Origin of the sequence: Mycolicibacterium rutilum (assembly GCF_900108565.1) — a bacterium.
GTDB lineage: Bacteria > Actinomycetota > Actinomycetes > Mycobacteriales > Mycobacteriaceae > Mycobacterium > Mycobacterium rutilum.
Map to the genome: position 1 here is coordinate 4,715,181 of NZ_LT629971.1, position 16,841 is coordinate 4,732,021.

The 16,841-nt window shown below is 68.3% G+C and carries 18 protein-coding genes; 5 read left to right on the forward strand and 13 right to left on the reverse strand.

The window, feature by feature from the left end; translation table 11 throughout:
* Positions 1 to 140: 140 nt before the first annotated feature.
* Both gabT and BLW81_RS22890 read left to right on the forward strand, forming a co-directional pair.
* On the forward strand, positions 141 to 1,481 hold the full coding sequence (gene gabT, locus BLW81_RS22885) for a 4-aminobutyrate--2-oxoglutarate transaminase (protein WP_083409164.1): 1,341 nt from the start codon (positions 141 to 143) through the stop codon (positions 1,479 to 1,481).
* Positions 1,482 to 1,491: 10 nt separating this feature from the next.
* Positions 1,492 to 2,925, forward strand: coding sequence for a gamma-aminobutyraldehyde dehydrogenase (locus BLW81_RS22890; protein ID WP_083409165.1), 1,434 nt, complete (start codon positions 1,492 to 1,494; stop codon positions 2,923 to 2,925).
* A 10-nt stretch (positions 2,926 to 2,935) separates the two neighbouring features.
* Here BLW81_RS22890 and BLW81_RS22895 read toward each other — a convergent pair whose 3' ends face one another.
* On the reverse strand, positions 2,936 to 3,244 hold the full coding sequence (locus BLW81_RS22895; protein ID WP_083409166.1) for a cytochrome P450 family protein: 309 nt from the start codon (positions 3,242 to 3,244) through the stop codon (positions 2,936 to 2,938).
* A gap of 285 nt (positions 3,245 to 3,529) precedes the next feature.
* Complete coding sequence (locus BLW81_RS22900) at positions 3,530 to 4,243, reverse strand: hypothetical protein (RefSeq protein WP_083409167.1); 714 nt, start codon at positions 4,241 to 4,243, stop codon at positions 3,530 to 3,532.
* Between the two features lie 76 nt (positions 4,244 to 4,319).
* On the opposite strand from BLW81_RS22900, the gene BLW81_RS22905 reads away from it, so the two are divergent.
* Together BLW81_RS22905 and car are read left to right on the forward strand one after the other, a co-directional pair.
* Entirely contained in the window at positions 4,320 to 4,946 is a 627-nt protein-coding gene (locus BLW81_RS22905; protein WP_083409168.1) for a maleylpyruvate isomerase N-terminal domain-containing protein, read from the forward strand.
* A gap of 145 nt (positions 4,947 to 5,091) precedes the next feature.
* The gene (car, locus tag BLW81_RS22910; protein WP_083409169.1) at positions 5,092 to 8,607 is read left to right on the forward strand and encodes a carboxylic acid reductase; all 3,516 of its coding nucleotides are present in this window, start codon (positions 5,092 to 5,094) and stop codon (positions 8,605 to 8,607) included.
* A 9-nt stretch (positions 8,608 to 8,616) separates the two neighbouring features.
* Here car and BLW81_RS22915 read toward each other — a convergent pair whose 3' ends face one another.
* The 7 genes from BLW81_RS22915 to BLW81_RS22945 form a co-directional block, all read right to left on the reverse strand.
* Positions 8,617 to 9,540: an alpha/beta fold hydrolase gene (locus tag BLW81_RS22915; RefSeq protein ID WP_083409170.1), complete on the reverse strand. Its 924-nt coding sequence runs from the start codon at positions 9,538 to 9,540 to the stop codon at positions 8,617 to 8,619.
* A gap of 10 nt (positions 9,541 to 9,550) precedes the next feature.
* The gene (locus tag BLW81_RS22920; RefSeq protein WP_083409171.1) at positions 9,551 to 9,937 is read right to left on the reverse strand and encodes a DUF1304 domain-containing protein; all 387 of its coding nucleotides are present in this window, start codon (positions 9,935 to 9,937) and stop codon (positions 9,551 to 9,553) included.
* The gene (locus BLW81_RS22925; RefSeq protein WP_083409172.1) at positions 9,937 to 10,566 is read right to left on the reverse strand and encodes a hypothetical protein; all 630 of its coding nucleotides are present in this window, start codon (positions 10,564 to 10,566) and stop codon (positions 9,937 to 9,939) included. Before BLW81_RS22925 ends, BLW81_RS22920 begins: the two co-directional genes overlap by 1 nt.
* A gap of 8 nt (positions 10,567 to 10,574) precedes the next feature.
* Complete coding sequence (gene ruvB / locus BLW81_RS22930; protein WP_083409173.1) at positions 10,575 to 11,639, reverse strand: Holliday junction branch migration DNA helicase RuvB; 1,065 nt, start codon at positions 11,637 to 11,639, stop codon at positions 10,575 to 10,577.
* A 3-nt stretch (positions 11,640 to 11,642) separates the two neighbouring features.
* Complete coding sequence (gene ruvA / locus BLW81_RS22935; protein WP_083409174.1) at positions 11,643 to 12,230, reverse strand: Holliday junction branch migration protein RuvA; 588 nt, start codon at positions 12,228 to 12,230, stop codon at positions 11,643 to 11,645.
* Complete coding sequence (gene ruvC, locus BLW81_RS22940) at positions 12,227 to 12,808, reverse strand: crossover junction endodeoxyribonuclease RuvC (protein ID WP_083409175.1); 582 nt, start codon at positions 12,806 to 12,808, stop codon at positions 12,227 to 12,229. Before ruvC ends, ruvA begins: the two co-directional genes overlap by 4 nt.
* 78 nt (positions 12,809 to 12,886) lie before the next feature.
* Positions 12,887 to 13,195 (reverse strand): hypothetical protein, encoded by a 309-nt coding sequence (locus BLW81_RS22945; RefSeq protein WP_157897801.1) that lies wholly within the window; start codon positions 13,193 to 13,195, stop codon positions 12,887 to 12,889.
* A gap of 131 nt (positions 13,196 to 13,326) precedes the next feature.
* Between BLW81_RS22945 and BLW81_RS22950 the strand changes: the two genes are divergently transcribed.
* Complete coding sequence (locus BLW81_RS22950) at positions 13,327 to 14,556, forward strand: mechanosensitive ion channel family protein (protein ID WP_083409177.1); 1,230 nt, start codon at positions 13,327 to 13,329, stop codon at positions 14,554 to 14,556.
* Positions 14,557 to 14,563: 7 nt separating this feature from the next.
* On the opposite strand, the gene BLW81_RS22955 is transcribed toward BLW81_RS22950, so the two are convergent.
* The 4 genes from BLW81_RS22955 to BLW81_RS22970 all read right to left on the reverse strand — a co-directional run bounded on the left by BLW81_RS22955 (position 14,564) and on the right by BLW81_RS22970 (position 16,797).
* Entirely contained in the window at positions 14,564 to 14,917 is a 354-nt protein-coding gene (locus BLW81_RS22955; RefSeq protein ID WP_197680335.1) for a hypothetical protein, read from the reverse strand.
* A 20-nt stretch (positions 14,918 to 14,937) separates the two neighbouring features.
* Complete coding sequence (locus BLW81_RS22960) at positions 14,938 to 15,696, reverse strand: YebC/PmpR family DNA-binding transcriptional regulator (RefSeq protein WP_083409178.1); 759 nt, start codon at positions 15,694 to 15,696, stop codon at positions 14,938 to 14,940.
* Between the two features lie 73 nt (positions 15,697 to 15,769).
* Positions 15,770 to 16,204: a hypothetical protein gene (locus tag BLW81_RS22965; RefSeq protein WP_083409179.1), complete on the reverse strand. Its 435-nt coding sequence runs from the start codon at positions 16,202 to 16,204 to the stop codon at positions 15,770 to 15,772.
* The gene (locus BLW81_RS22970) at positions 16,201 to 16,797 is read right to left on the reverse strand and encodes a TetR/AcrR family transcriptional regulator (protein WP_083409180.1); all 597 of its coding nucleotides are present in this window, start codon (positions 16,795 to 16,797) and stop codon (positions 16,201 to 16,203) included. Before BLW81_RS22970 ends, BLW81_RS22965 begins: the two co-directional genes overlap by 4 nt.
* Positions 16,798 to 16,841 lie beyond the last annotated feature (44 nt).

The following is a 16,841-nucleotide window of genomic DNA, read 5'->3' on the forward strand; positions in this document are numbered from 1 at the left end:
GCCCGGCCCCGCCAGTGGTCCACGCTCGAGGCGATGGGCGACGAATTCCGTCGCTGTGTGCGACAGCGGGAGATGATCTCGCCACATGCCACCGGCTTTATCAACCGGATCGGTGCCCGCACGGCTAGGCTTTGACCACGATGAGCACCCTCGACCAGAGCCGCTACCTCGCCACCCCGATTCCGGGCCCCCGCTCGCAGGAACTGATCGACCGCAAGGCCGCCGCCGTGTCCCGCGGCATCGGCAACACCATGCCGGTCTACGCCGCGCGCGCCTTCGGCGGCATCGTCGAAGACGTCGACGGGAACCGGTTGATCGACCTCGGATCGGGCATCGCGGTCACCACGATCGGCAATTCGTCGCCGCGGGTGGTCGACGCGGTGCGCAGGCAGGCGGCCGAGTTCACCCACACCTGCTTCATGATCACCCCCTACGAGGGGTACGTCGCGGTCGCCGAGCACTTGAACCGGCTGACGCCAGGCACCGGCGAGAAGCGCTCGGCGCTGTTCAACTCGGGCTCGGAGGCGGTCGAGAACGCGATCAAGATCGCGCGGTCGTACACCGGCAAGTCGGCCGTCGTCTCGTTCGACCACGCCTATCACGGCCGCACCAACCTGACGATGGCGCTGACCGCCAAGTCGATGCCCTACAAGCACGGCTTTGGCCCGTTCGCCCCCGAGATCTACCGCGCGCCGCTGTCGTATCCGTTCCGCGACGGGGAATTCGGCAAGGAGATCGCCACCGACGGGGCGCTGGCGGCCAAACGGGCGCTGACCGTCATCGACAAGCAGGTCGGCGCGGACAACCTCGCCGCGGTGCTCATCGAGCCCATCCAGGGCGAGGGCGGGTTCATCGTGCCTGCCGACGGTTTCCTGCCCGCGCTGCAGGGTTGGTGCCGCGACAACAACGTGGTGTTCATCGCTGACGAGGTGCAGACCGGTTTCGCGCGCACCGGTGCGATGTTCGCCTGCGAACACGAGGGCATCGAACCCGACCTCATCGTCACCGCCAAGGGCATCGCCGACGGTCTGCCGCTGTCGGCGGTCACCGGGCGCGCCGAGATCATGGACGCCCCGCACGTCAGCGGTCTGGGCGGCACGTACGGCGGCAACCCGATCGCGTGTGCGGCTGCGTTGGCCACGATCGAGACGATCGAGGCCGACGGTCTGGTCGAACGCGCTCGCGAGATCGAGACGCTGATGAAGGACCGGCTCGGGCGGCTGCAAGCCGAGGACGACCGCATCGGCGATGTCCGCGGCCGCGGCGCGATGATCGCGATGGAATTCGTGAAGCCGGGCACCCTCGAGCCCGACGCGGAACTGACCAGGGCGCTGTGCGCCGGCTGCCACGCTGCCGGGGTGATCGTGTTGTCCTGCGGCACTTTCGGGAATGTGGTGCGCTTTCTTCCGCCTCTGACGATCAGCGACGACCTGCTCGTCGAGGGTCTCGATGTACTCGAACTCGTGCTCAAAGACCTGTGAAGGAGATCGAATGACCAAGGTGCAGAACTTCATCGGCGGTGAGCTCGTCGACTCGGTCGGCGGAGCCACCATGCCGCTGGTCGACCCGACGACCGGTGAGCAGTACGCCACGGCGCCGATCTCGAACGAGGCCGACATCGACAACGCCTACGCGGCGGCGGAAAAGGCGTTCGCCGATTGGAAGCGCACCACTCCGTCGGCGCGGCAGAAGGCGCTGCTCGACTTCGCCGACGAGGTCGAGAAGAACGCGCAGGCGCTCGTCGAGGCCGAGGGCCGCAATACCGGTAAACCCAACCACGTGACCATGGCCGAAGAGATCCCGCCGATGGTCGACCAGATCCGGTTCTTCGCCGGCGCGGCGCGGATGCTGGAAGGTAAGTCGGCCGGCGAGTACATGGAGAACCACACCTCGTGGATCCGACGCGAACCCGTCGGCGTGGTCGGGCAGGTGGCGCCGTGGAACTACCCGATGATGATGGCGATCTGGAAGTTCGTCCCCGCGGTCGCCGCCGGCAACACCGTCGTCATCAAGCCCAGCGACACCACCCCGGCCACCACGGTGATGCTGGCCGAGTTGGCGGCCAAGCACTTTCCGCCAGGCGTGCTGAATGTCGTTTGCGGCGACCGGGATACCGGTGCCGCGGTGGTGGCGCACCCGACTCCGCAGATGGTGTCGATCACCGGGTCGGTCGCGGCGGGCCGCGCGGTCGCGGTCAGCGCCGGCGGGCACCTCAAGCGCACGCACCTGGAGTTGGGCGGCAAGGCGCCGGTGATCGTGTTCGACGACAGCGACATCGCCTCGGCCGCCGAAGGCATCGCCACCGCCGGCTATTTCAACGCCGGGCAGGACTGCACGGCAGCGACCCGCGTGCTGGCCACGTCGAAGGTGGCCGCTGAGCTGACCGACGCGCTGGCCGAGCAGGCGCGCGGGGCGACGACGACGTACGGCAAGCCCGCCGACGACGAGGACGCGTGGGTGCCGCCGGTGAACAACTCCAATCAGCTGGAGCGGGTGCTCGGATTCCTGGGCGACGTGCCGTCGCACGCGTCGGTCGCTGCCGGCGGGGGACGCCAGGGCGACAAGGGTTTCTACGTCGAGCCGACGGTGATCGGCGGGCTGCGCCAGGGCGACCGGTTGGTGCAACAGGAGATCTTCGGCCCGGTCATCACCGTGCAGTCGTTCTCCGATGAGGATGAGGCGATCGCGTGGGCCAACGGCACCGAGTACGGGCTGGCGTCCTCGGTGTGGACCAAGGATGTGTCACGGGCGTTGCGCGTCTCTGCCGCATTGGATTTCGGCTGCGTGTGGATCAACACGCACATCCCTCTTGTGGCCGAGATGCCGCACGGCGGGTTCAAGTCGTCGGGCCACGGCAAGGATCTGTCGATGTACGGCTTCGAGGACTACACCCGCGTCAAGCATGTGATGGCCTACACGGGGTAGTGCCGGTAGGTCAGAAGACGGCCGCGCCGACCAGTGAGGCGACGAACCGCTGAATCTCGTCGGCGGTGAGTTCGACGCCGTCGACCTCGAGGTCGATCAGGTCCGAGAGCAGGTCGTCGGTCGGCTTCCAGCAGCGCTCGGCGATCTTGAGGTCGACGTACTGAAACAGCGCCTCTTCGTCGCGCGGCGTCATCGGGCCTGCGGCCCATCGGGCGAACATCGCCCAGTCCTCGCGCGGGAAGCCGAAGATCTCGCAGACGGCGGTGGCCGAGTTCTGGCGTGCGGCAATCGAATCGGTGATGCCAGGCCTGTCGGGCATGTCGGCCTCCTGAAGAATAGGGGTGAAAATTACTATCGGGTCCGCCGGCGCCGAGTTCATCGGCTCGATGGCGTACTTCTGCAAACGTTTAGATAGCCACGCTATCTTCCAGAAAACACCCGGTCAGTCACCCAGATCACAGCAGGCGGGTGAGTCTCATCCCATCGGTCCGGCGATGCGACGCACATCACCCCGAACACGCGAAAAGGCGCAAAGTGCCCCGGAAACCCCGAAAAAGAGGGCACTTTGCGCCTGCTCGCGGGAGAAGCCCCGCGGGCCAGTCGGCTAGCGGTGCACGAGGCGGTGTCCGCGCTGGCCGCCGCCACGGAACATGTCGCGCCAACTGCGGCGCCGCGGCTGTGCGGCGGTCGCGGTCGGCCCGATGAGTTCGGTCCGTTGATCGGCCATCACCGGCTGTGCGCCCGAAACCGGTTGCGCGCCGGTGTCCGTATGGGCGATGGCCGGTGCCGGCTCGGCGACAGCCGCCGCGGTCGCAGGACGCTCCGCCCACTCGACGTCACGCACGCTGCGCACCGAGATCCGGCCGAGCGCGGCGGCGCCGAGGAACACGATCAGCGCGCCCAGGCCGTAGAAATAGGTCAACTCGAGCGCGACACGCTTGGCCTCGGTCGCCGCGACCGGCACACCGGCGTCGCCCAGGCCGAGCGGACCCGCCAGCGCCCGTCCGACGATGAACCACGCGCCGGCCGCGACGGCCAGCCAGCCGCCGAGCATCGCGGTCGCGCGGTTGCGAGACTTCAACAGCAGTAGCCCGCCGAGGGCGGTCACGACGCCGGGCAGCACTTCGAGCCACCCGCGGCCGGTCGTCCACGCCCACGCCTGATCGGGGCTGAATGCGAAGTTCAGCTGCGGCCCGATGAATGGGGCGAGCGCGCCCCAGGCACCCAGCAGTATCAACAGGAATCCGCTCGTGGCGCCGCGGCTGCGCGGCATCCGCATCCGTCCACCCCGGGGGGGGCGTACACGCGTATCGGTCATGATGCCTCCTTGGTCGTGACCGGTGGTTACCCAAGCTGACGGCGCCGTAACCCGCACGATCGCTACCGTGTCATGCATGCGACTCGACGCTGAGGCCGCCCGGAACCTGCTGGCCGACGCCTGGGACCGCTGGGCCCGACGGTGCGCCGAGCTCGCCGACGACGACTGGTCGGCACCCACCCGCTGCACCGGTTGGGATGTCGCGGCGCTGATCGCCCACGTCTGTCCCGAGCCGACGATGTTCGACCGGCTCGCCGAGGCGATCACCGATCCCCCGGCGGCGGTCACCGACGCAGCAATCCTGTTGCGCCGCTTCAACGAACCCGACGGCGTCGCCAACACCGGCGCGGACGCGCTCGCCGAGCGCGCGGTCACCGCAGCCGCGGCGCTCACACCGCAGACCGCGGCTGCCCGGTTCACCGAGACCGCCGAGCGACTGCGCGCCAACCACACCCGCGCCGACACCGTGATCGCCTATCCGTTCGTGGACAGCACCACGCTCGCGGTGATCACCGAGACGGCGTTGATGGAGTCCACGGTGCACCTGCTCGACCTGGCGGCCGCGGTCGGTGGCGTCGACCCCTCCCCCGAGGCGCTGCGCGCCACACGAGACCTGCTGATTGCGGTGCCCGATCCGACGGTGGCGGTCGAGGCACTCGCCGGGCGTGCCGCCCCGTCAACGGCGCTGCCGGCCATCCGCTGACGCGCCAAAATTCGCAGGCGCTCGCCGTCCCGTTCACAGCGAACTGCCAGCTCGGCCCGGAATAGTTTTAGTTTCACTAACGATGTTTCAGGTGGGCGCAACGGGGCGTCCCCCGCAATTCATGTTCGTCCAAAGGATTTTCGTGATGACGACCGATACCCGTGAAGCCCGTCTCCAGCGCCGCATCTCTGACCTGTTCGCCACCGATCCGCAGTTCGCGGCCGCGCGCCCGGAGGAGTCCGTCGCGCACGCGATCGAAGCGGCCGACCTGACCCTGCCCCGGGTGGTCAAGTCTGTCCTGGACGGCTACGCGGACCGGCCCGCGCTCGGACAGCGCGCTGTGGAGTTCGTCACCGACCCCGCGACCGGCCGTACCGCCGCACAGCTTCTCCCCCGGTTCGACACGATCACCTATCGCGATCTGTCCGACCGCGTCGGCGCGGTTGCCGCCGCGCTGGCCGACACCGGCGTGCGTCCCGGAGACCGCGTCGCGATCCTCGGGTTCACCAGCATCGACTACACGACCGTCGACATGGCGCTGCTCCGGGTCGGCGCGGTGTCGGTGCCGCTGCAGACCAGCGCACCGGTCGCCCAGCTGCGTCCCATCGCCGTCGAGACCGAGCCGGTCGCGGTGGCGTCGAGCGTCGACTTCCTCGACGACGCAGTCGAAGTGATGCTCACCGGGCACCTTTCTCAGCGCTTGGTGGTCTTCGACTTCCATCCCGAGATCGACGACCACCGCGAAGCGCTGGAGGCCGCGACCGCTCGGCTCGCGGACTCCCCCGTCGTGGTCGAGACCCTCGCCGATGTGCTCTCCCGAGGGCGGTCACTGCCGACCCCGCCCGCTTATGTGGGCGACAACGACGAGCTCGCACTGCTCATCTACACGTCCGGCAGCACTGGAGCCCCCAAGGGCGCGATGTACCAGCGGCGGATGGTGATGAACTCGTGGCGGCGGTCCAGTATGGCGATGTGGGGCGGCGGAGAAGCGCTTCCGTCGATCACGCTGAACTTCATGCCGATGAGCCACATGATGGGCCGCGGCATCCTCTACGCCACCCTGGGCGCCGGCGGGACCGGGTATTTCGTTGCGCGCAGCGATCTTTCGACGCTCTTGGAAGACCTTGCGCTGGTCCGGCCGACACAGTTGAGCTTCGTGCCCCGCATCTGGGACATGGTGTTTCAGGAGTTCCAGAGCGACGTCGACCGCCGCGTCGCCGATGGCGCGGACCGCTGGGCCGCCGAGACCGACGTACTCGCCGACCTGCGCCAGAACCTGCTCGGCGGCCGATTCATCTCCGCGATGACCGGATCGGCACCGATCTCCGCCGAGATGAAGACGTTCGTCGAGAACCTGCTCGATCTGCACCTCACCGACGGCTACGGATCCACCGAGGCCGGCGCCGTGTTCGTCGACGGGCAGGTGTCGCGGCCCCCGGTGATCGACTACAAGCTGGTCGACGTGCCCGACCTCGGGTACTTCAGCACCGACCGTCCGTATCCGCGGGGCGAACTGCTGGTCAAGTCCGAGACCATGTTTCCCGGTTACTACAAGCGCCCGGAGACCACCGCTGACGTGTTCGACGCCGAGGGCTACTACAAGACCGGCGACGTCGTGGCCGAACTCGGCCCGGACCAACTCGTCTACGTCGACCGGCGCAACAACGTGCTCAAACTGTCGCAAGGCGAGTTCGTCACCGTCGCCAAGCTCGAAGCGGTGTTCGCCACCAGCCCGCTGGTCCGGCAGATCTTTGTCTACGGCAACAGCGCCCGCTCCTACCTGCTCGCCGTGATCGTGCCCACCGACGACGCCCGGGCGCGCTACGACGGCGCGGCACTGAAATCCGCGCTCACCGAGTCGCTGCAGGAGGTGGCCAGGACCGCCGGCCTGCAGTCCTACGAGATCCCGCGCGACTTCCTCGTGGAGACAACGCCGTTCACGCTCGAGAACGGACTGCTCACCGGTATCCGCAAGCTCGCGCGGCCGAAACTCAAGGAGTACTACGGCGACCGGCTCGAACAGCTCTACACCGAGCTGGCCGACACCCAGGCGCAGGAACTTCGCGAGTTGCGGCTGCACGGCGCCGAACATCCCGTCCTCGAAACCGTCAGCCGCGCGGCGGGCGCACTGCTCGGCGCCGCGGCATCCGAGCTGCAGCCCGACGCCCACTTCACCGATCTGGGCGGAGACTCGTTGTCGGCGTTGACATTCGGTAACCTACTCAACGAGATCTTTGAAATCGAGGTGCCGGTCGGCATCATCGTCAGCCCGGCCAACGACCTGGCTGGAATCGCCGCCTACATCGAGACCGCACGGCAGCCCGGCAGCAAGCGGCCGACGTTCGCCGGCGTGCACGGCCGCGACGCGGTCGAGGTCCACGCGAGCGACCTGACGCTCGACAAGTTCATCGACGAGCAGACCCTCGCCGCGGCGCCGACCCTGCCCCGCCCGGCCGCCGAAGTGCGCACGGTGCTGCTCACCGGCGCCACCGGCTTCCTCGGCCGGTACCTGGCGCTGGAGTGGCTGGAGCGGATGGCTCTGGTCGGCGGCACGGTCATCTGCCTGGTGCGGGCCAAGGACGACGCGGCGGCACGTGCTCGCCTGGACGACACCTTCGACTCCGGCGATCCCGAATTGCTGCGGCACTACCGGGAACTGGCCGCCGAGCACCTCGAGGTCATCGCCGGTGACAAGGGTGAGGCCGATCTCGGCCTGGACCGGCAGACCTGGCAGCGGTTGGCCGACACGGTCGACCTGATCGTCGATCCCGCGGCGCTGGTCAATCACGTGCTGCCCTACAGCCAGCTGTTCGGCCCCAACGCGGTCGGCACGGCCGAACTCATCCGCATCGCGCTCACCACGAAGATCAAGCCGTTCGTGTACGTGTCGACGATCGGGGTGGGCGCAGGCATTGCGCCGGGACAGTTCACCGAGGACGGGGACATCCGCGAGATCAGCGCGACCCGCAAGGTCGACGACAGCTACGCCAACGGCTACTCCAACAGCAAGTGGGCCGGTGAGGTGCTGCTGCGCGAGGCCCACGATCTGTGCCGGTTGCCGGTGGCGGTGTTCCGCTGCGACATGATCCTCGCCGACACCACCTACGCCGGGCAGCTCAATGTGCCCGACATGTTCACCCGGTTGATCCTGAGCCTGGTCGCCACCGGCATCGCGCCGTTCTCGTTCTACGAGCTCGACGCCGACGGCAACCGGCAGCGGGCCCATTACGACGGGCTACCGGTCGAGTTCATCGCCGAGGCCATCTCGACGCTGGGCGTGCAGGTCGGCGACGACGCCGAGTTCGAGACCTACCACGTGATGAACCCCTACGACGACGGGATCGGGCTCGACGAGTACGTCGACTGGCTCATCGAGGCCGACTATCCCGTCGAGCGTGTCGGTGACTACGCGACCTGGTTGCAGCGCTTCGACACCGCGATCCGCGCGCTGCCCGAACGGCAACGCCAGGCGTCGCTGTTGCCGCTGCTGCACAACTACCAGCATCCCGAGGTTCCGATCACCGGCTCGTTGGCCCCGACGGACCGGTTCCGGTCGGCGGTGCAGGACGCCAAGATCGGGCCGGACAAGGACATTCCGCATGTCAGTCGCGACGTGATCGTCAAGTACGTCACCGACCTGCAGCGGTTGGGTCTGCTGTAGCCGCTGACGTCACGCCCCGGCGCGGACGCGGTCGACGACAGCAATGATGTTGTCGGAGACGAACTTCGGCTGATACAGCATGACGTTGTGTCCGCTGCCGGTGGCGATGACGTTGGTGGTGCCCAATTCGGCGGCCAGCAGATCGTTGGCCGTGTGGATCTGGGCCAGCGTGTAGTTGTCCGGCGTCAGCGCTTCGGGCGCGGCGAACTTGTCGACGCTCAGCACGATCGCCGGAACGCGGGGCAGCGGCGGCGCGGCGTGGATCCGGGCGAACGCGTCGGTCATCAGCACGGCCTCGTCCCCCGGCTCCGGCGGTGTGGCGGCGTCGCGTTCGAACGCCGCGTTCTGCGCGGGACTGCCCAACGTCATCAGGAACTCCGACACCCCGTCGACCATCACGATGCCCGCCACCAGATCTGGGCGCGTGCGTGCCAGTAGGTCGAGGATCAGCCCGCCGTAAGAGTGCGCGGCGAAGACGAACGGGCCGGCCAGGTGGGCGGCGGCCAACAGCGCGACCAGGTCGTCCACGTCCTGCGCCACGGTGTGCGGTTGGCGCACCGGTGTGGACCGGTCGGGTCCGTCGGGCCGGGTGTCGGGCCGGTCGTAGGCGCAGACCCGGGTGGTCCTGGCCACCGTAGGTTGCACCGCGTCCGGGGTGGCGACGAACCGCGCCCGCTCGACGATGTCGTACGGCGACGAGCGGATCGGATCGTCGGGTGGGATCACGACGTTCCACACCTCGGCGTAGCTGCCCTTGCCCGGGATGACGAACACCGTCGGCGACCCGTGGCCCTGGCACTGCAGATACAGCTGTCGTCCACCACCGATGTCGACCGCACCCACCGGATCGGCGTCGGGTTGGGCAGCACCGGGCGGCGCACTGCAGGCCGCCAGGGCGAGAAGCGCGAGCAAGACGCTCAGCCACCGCCGCACCCGCGAAACGCTACAACGTCACGGCGATGCCCAGCAGCACAATCGCGATCAGCGGGAAGATGCCTTGGACGACGGCGGCGCGCGCCTTTTCCGGTGAGGACACCAGCAGCACGACGGCCGCCGCCAGCATCGACCCGACGCCGGCGAAGATGAGCGCGATACCGACGTAGTTGTAGCCGATGCCGCCGATGATGATGCCCGCGGCGGTGACGATCGCCAGGAACAGGTTGTAGAACCCTTGGTTGAAGGCTAGTTCCTTGGTGGCCAGCGCCTGCTCCTCGGTCAGCCCGAACGTCGCGCGGGTCCGCCGCGAGGTCCAGGTGAACGACTCCATCACCCAAATGTAGACATGCAGCAGCGCCGCCAGCGCGGCGAAGAACAGTCCAGCGAATCCCATTACGCACCTACGCTTTCCACGCGAACCACCGGCGGTATCGCCAACATCAACAGTCCGGTCAGGGCCATCCAGGCGATCACGCAGTAGGCGGCGGGCAGCCCGATCCAGGTGTGCAGCAGCGCGGGCACCGCCAAGACCGCCAGTGCGGCCGACCACTTCGGCAACACCGAGGTGCGCCAGACGACGTAGCCGGTGGCCGCGATCAATACGGCCGACCCGATGTGGCTGTAGTGGTAGACCCACACCGCAAGCCCGAGGAACGGCTGCGAATACTCGACCACGGTGGTGTCCGCGAACTGCACCATCGCGGCGGGTACCGCGACCTCGGCGGCGAGCCCGGCGGCGGTCAGCGTGAGGAACACCGCGCCACCGATGAGCGCCGCGTACACCGCCCCGGTGGGTCCGGCCGCCGACCGCAGCGTCGCGACGAGCACACCGACGAACAGCACACCGCACAGCAGATGGATCAGCGGGATGATCCCATTGGCGGTGAGAAACGCTGAGGCGCTGTCGAAATAGCCGCGGGCATCGGACGGGGTCTCCGGTGAGCCCGCCGTGTACGCCGGTACCGCCGCGCCCGCGGCGGCGATGCCCAGCAGGCCGCCCACCCTGATGGTGCCGCTACCCATCGTCCTCCCTAGTCGAACAGTCCGGCCTGCCCGAGCCCGGTGACCCCGGCGGGCGGCGTCATCCCCAGATGGGTCCACGCCTGCGCGGTCGCGACCCGGCCGCGCGGTGTGCGGGCGATCATTCCGGCGCGCACCAGGAACGGTTCGCAGACCTCCTCGACGGTGGTCGCCTCCTCCCCGACCGCGACGGCCAACGTCGACACACCGACCGGCCCGCCCCCGAAACTCTTTGTCAGCGCGGTCAACACGGCGCGGTCGAGTCGGTCCAGACCGAGTTCGTCGACGTCGTACACCGCCAACGCGGCCTTGGCGACGTCGCGGGTGATCACACCGTCGGCGCGGACCTCGGCGTAGTCGCGGACCCGGCGCAGCAGCCGGTTGGCGATGCGTGGCGTGCCGCGCGAGCGTCGCGCGATCTCGGCCCCGGCGTCGGCGCCCAGCTCGATTCCGAGGATGCCCGCCGAACGGCTCAGTACCCGTTCGAGTTCGGCGGGCTCGTAGAAGTCCATGTGCGCGGTGAAGCCGAACCGGTCACGCAGCGGGCCGGTCAGCGCGCCCGACCGCGTCGTCGCCCCGACCAGGGTGAACGGCGCCACCTCCAGCGGGATCGACGTCGCACCTGGGCCTTTGCCGACGACGACGTCGACGCGGAAGTCCTCCATCGCGAGGTAGAGCATCTCCTCGGCAGGCCGCGCGATGCGGTGGATCTCGTCGATGAACAGCACGTCGTGCTCGACCAGGTTCGACAACATCGCGGCCAGATCACCCGCGCGTTCCAGAGCCGGACCGGACGTGACCCGCAGCGAGGAACCGAGTTCGGCCGCGATGATCATCGCCAGCGACGTCTTGCCGAGGCCGGGCGGCCCGGACAGCAAGATGTGGTCCGGTGTGCCGCCGCGGTTCTTGGCGCCCTCGATCACGAGCTGCAGTTGCTCGCGCACGCGCGGTTGGCCGATGAACTCGCGCAACGACCGCGGCCGCAGGCTGGCGTCGATGTCGCCCTCACCGACAGTGAGCGCCGGTGAGACCTCGCGGTCCTCGGGCACGTCATCGTCGTCGGTGAACCGGCTCATGGGCTACTTCTTACCCAACATCGACAGCGCCGCGCGCAGCGCACTGGCCTGCGTGGCCTCCGGGTCGTTGGCCAGCACCTTGTCGGTGGCCTCCTCGGCCTGTTTGGCCGCGAAACCCAGCCCGACGAGCGCCTCGACCACGGGTGTGCGCACCGACTGACCGCTGAACGCCGTCGCCCCCGACGACGTGGCGAGCCCCACTTTGTCGCGCAGGCTCAGCGCCATCAGCTCCGCAGTCTTCTTGCCCACCTTCGGAATACGGGTCAGCGCGGTGATGTCGCCGTCGCCGATGGCCTGCCGCAGGGTGGGGCCGTCGTACATCGCCAGCGCACCCAGCGCGATGCTCGGCCCGATCCCGGAGACCCCGAGCAGGGTCAGGAACAGATCGCGGGCGTCGGCGTCGGCGAACCCGTACAGCGTCTGCGAGTCCTCACGCACGATCATCGCGGTGATGAGCCGGGCCTCGCTGCCGCGGCGCAGCGTCGCCAGCGTCGACGGTGTGGCCATCACCTTGTAGCCGACCCCGCCCGCCTCGATCACCACGTGGTCGAGGGCGATGTCGAGAACCTCACCGCGTACCGATGCGATCATCGTGCCGCCTTCGCTTTCGCTTTCTGCGCCTTGGCCTTCAGCGTGGCGCGGTACTTGCGTTGCTGCTCGGCCGCCAACGCCTCGGCGGCCGCCATCCGGGCGATCATCGGAGCGCGCCAGCAGTGGCAGATTGCCAGTGCCAGCGCGTCGGCGGCGTCGGCCGGCGTCGGTTTGGTCTGCAGCGCAAGGATTCTGGTGACCATCGCGGTGACCTGCGCCTTGTCGGCGTTGCCGTTCCCGGTGACCGCGGCCTTGACCTCGCTGGGCGTGTGGAAGTGCACGTCGATGTCGCGTTTGGCGGCGGCGAGCGCGATGACGCCGCCGGCCTGCGCGGTGCCCATCACCGTCGACACGTTCTGCTGCGAGAAGACCCGCTCGATGGCGATGACGTCGGGTCGATGCGTGTCCATCCAGTACTCGACGGCGTCGCTGATCGCCAGCAGTCGCCGGTGCAGCGGGTCGTCGGACGGTGTGCGCACCACATCGACGTCCAGCGCGATGACCTGCCGGCCCTTACCGCTCTCGATGACCGACAGCCCGCACCGCGTCAACCCGGGGTCGACTCCCATCACACGCACGCCAGGCCCCTTCTGTGAACATCTGTTCGAGAGCTTAACCGGCGCGCCGGACACTCCCGGGCAGGGACACGCTGACGCTCAGATGAGGAATTGACCGCCCCGACCGCCGGCGGCCACCTGCACCGCAAGTTCGGCGATCCGCCCCTTCGACCGGTTCCACCCGCGGACCAGTTCGCGGCCGACCTGCTGGCCGTCGCGCTCGATGGTGATCACCCAGCGCACACCGAGGAACTTGCCCATCAACCAGAACGGCCAGAGCACCAAGAACAGGACGCCGACGAGGAGTTCGAGCAAACCGAAGGTCAGGTCGAGCGCGTCGCCGGGAAACGGCCACCACCGCCGGTTGATCTGCCACACCGTGCCGCCTGTGTCACGAACCACTGCCACGGGCTAATTGTGCTTGTAGAACCGCCGATTTCGCGTCCGACGCTCTGATTGTGATGTGACGTCGGTGGGTATCGCCGCTACCGTCGCGAAAAAGAATCTGACCCCTATTCAGTGGAGTTGACCTCATCCCTATGCCGGACGAGACCGAACTGCAGACCGCAAGCAATATCGCTGTGACCGCCGCCTGGGCGGCCGGTGCGATCGCCGCCGTGTACGTGTTCGGGGTGGTGCTGACCTGGCTGCTGGCCCGGGTCAGCCGTCGCAGCGACCTGATCAAAGACATCGAGGTCCTCACCCGAAAACCGGTGCGGATGCTGATGATGGTGATCGCCGCGACGATCGCGGTGCGGCGCACCTCGGACACCTCTGACAGCTGGCGCGGCTGGGTCGACCACTGGCTCCTGATCCTGCTGATCGCGTCGATCACGTGGCTGATGACGGGCCTGGTCCGCGTCGTCGAGCGGCGGATGATCGCCCGCTACGGCGGCGGCGGCGAGGAGATCTCCGACGCCGACCGGTTGTGGCGCCGGGTGCGCACCCAGGTCACCGTGCTGCGCAGGCTCGCGATCGCGATCGTCGTCATCCTCGGCGGTGCGGCGATCCTGATGACGTTCCCGTCGTTCTCCGACATCGGCACCACGGTTTTCGCCTCCGCCGGTGTGTTGTCGGTGGTCGCCGGTCTGGCCGCGCAGACGTCGCTGGGCGCGGTGTTCGCCGGCATGCAGATCGCGTTCTCCGGCGCCATCCGCGTCGGCGACATCGTGCAGCTCGAGAACGGCCAGTGGTGGGGCCGCATCGAGGAGATCACGCTGACCTACGTCGTGGTGCGGATCTGGGACGAGCGCCGGCTGGTGCTGCCGTCGACCTACTTCACCACCGAACCGTTCGAGAACTGGACCCGCAGCGCCACCGAGATCATGGGCACGGTCGAGTTCGACGTCGACTTCAACGTCCCGTTCAACGACATGCGCGCCGAGCTGGACCGGCTGCTGGCCCAGAGCGACCTCTGGGACGGCCGGCGCGGCGTGCTGCAGGTGACCGACGCGGTCGGTGGTGTGGTCCGCGTGCGCATCGTCGTCAGCGCGCACAACGCCGGCGCGCTGTTCGACCTGCAGTGCGCGGTCCGCGAAGGCCTGGTCGACTGGGTGCAGCGCACCGGCGGCGTGGTGCCGATCCAGCGCATCGAGCCTGCGGCCGCGGCACCGGAGGCGCAGACACATCGCGAGGTGGCCGGCGAGACCAAGCGCGTCGCCGCGGGGATGTTCTCCGGCAGCCCGGAGGCCGAGGAGCGCGCCAAGGCGTTCGACCACACCGTGGAATGCGACGACGACGAGCTCGCGCGGTCCAACGGCAGCCACTGAGCGAGTGTCAGTACACGACGGGTCCGGCGGGTTCGATCGGCTCACTGGGCTCGTCGGGGTCCGGTACCGGCATCGCACCTGACTGCACTGCGGCGGCGATCTCCTCGATACGGGCGCCAGACGCCCGCCAACCACGCACCCGCTCACGGGCGATCTCGGTTCCGTCGTGCTCCACGAGCACCGTCCACGGCACGCCACACCATTTCAGCACCAGCCAGACCGGCCACATCAGCATGAACGGCAGCACGATCAGAAAGATGACCGCGTCAATCGTGGCGAACCCTGTCTCCCACGGCAGGGTGCGCCACCACCAGCGTCGAACGGTGACCGACTGACCACCGGGCGCGGTCACCTTCGCCATGCGTGGGCCCCGTCGACCGGCTAGTCGTCGTTGTCGAGTTCGGCGGCGACCTCGTCGGAGATGTCGATGTTGGTGTAGACGTCTTGCACGTCGTCGAGATCCTCGAGCGCGTCGACCAGCTTCATGATCTTGCGGGCGCCGTCGGCGTCGAGCGGGACGCTGACCGACGGCTCGAAACCGGCCTCGGCGGACTCGTAGTCGATGCCCGCATCCTGCAAAGCCGTCCGCACTGCAACGAGATCAGTTGGCTCGCAGAGGATTTCGAAGCTGTCGCCGAGGTCGTTGACATCCTCGGCGCCGGCGTCGAGGACCGCCATCAGCACGTCGTCCTCGCTGAGGTCGTTCTTCTCGAGCGTGATCACACCCTTGCGGGAGAACAGGTAGGACACCGAACCGGGATCGGCCATGTTGCCGCCGTTGCGGGTCATCGCGACGCGGACCTCGCCGGCCGCGCGGTTGCGGTTGTCGGTCAGGCACTCGATCAGCACCGCGACGCCGTTGGGGCCGTAGCCCTCGTAGGTGATGTTCTGGTACTCCGCGCCGCCGGCTTCCTCACCGCTGCCGCGCTTGCGGGCCCGTTCGATGTTGTCGTTGGGCACCGACGACTTCTTGGCCTTCTGGATGGCGTCGTAGAGCGTCGGGTTGCCGGCCGGGTCGCCGCCGCCGACACGCGCCGCGACCTCGATGTTCTTGATCAGCTTGGCGAACATCTTGCCGCGCCGGGCGTCGATGACCGCCTTCTTGTGCTTGGTGGTGGCCCACTTGGAATGGCCGCTCATGCAGGTAGTACCTCTCCTGTGCGCTGATTCGTGCGCTAAGTCCGCCCGACGAGTCTACGTGGAGGTATGCGCGCTACCGAACGGCGTCGGGCGACGTCAACGCGACGATCCGGTAGCCGACGCCGGCCGGCCACGCCAGGTGGCCGTGCACGTGCACCTGGATCCACGTCGGCGCGCCCGACGGATCGTCGGTGAACGTGGCGGAGGCGTCGACGATCGCACCGGTCTCCCCCGAGGCCTGCAGCAGCACCGACACCGACAGTGACGCGTCGCTCAGCGCGGCCCGCTGGTAGGGCAGGCTGTCCGGGACGAAGAACGCCGTCGAGAAGTTCGGGACGCGAATCCCCTTGGGCGCGTTCGGTGCTCTGCGCAGCGTCAGGCCGGACACGATCGGTTTGCCGTCGAACCAGGCGGTGCCGACGTACTCCGTGCGCCGGGCCTGGCTGCCGTCGGGGCGGGTGACCAGGGTGTCGATGCGCGGTTGCGGTTCGACCTCGACCGATGTCATGACAGGGTCCCATCGATGTAGCGCTGCAGGTTCGGCGCGACCGCCGCGACGATCTCATCGTCACTCATCGAGGCGACAGGTTCGATCCTCCAGACGAAACGCATCATCGCCAGTCCCATGATCTGCGACGAGATGAGTCCGCTACGCGTGCGCCGGTCGGATTCGTCGGCGCCGAGTTGGGCGACACCCATGAGGCTGCTCTCGACGACGCGGCGCAACTTCTCGCGGGTCGTCTCGTCATGCGCAGCGGTCAGGAGCACCGCGCGCAGCACCGCACCGATCTCATCGTCCCGCCACGCGCCGAGCATCAACCGCAGTAGGGCCGCGCCGAGCTCGTGGCTCGGCGTGGCCCAGGTTGCCGCCACGCTCTCCAGCCACCGCGGCGGCGGGTCGGTCGCAGCGTCGAGCAGCGCTTCCTTGGACCCGAAGTAGTGGTAGACGAGCGCCGGGTCGACGTCGGCGGCCCTGGCGATCGCACGGATCGTCGTGCCCGCCCAGCCGTGCTGGGCGAACTGCTCGCGCGCCGCGGCCAGGATGCGCGCCGACAGGACGCCGCGCTCGTCCCGCGGCCCGGGCGGTGCCTTCTTGGGCATGCGAGGAGATTAGCAGTAATTTCACGTTGCGTTGAGACTAGTTT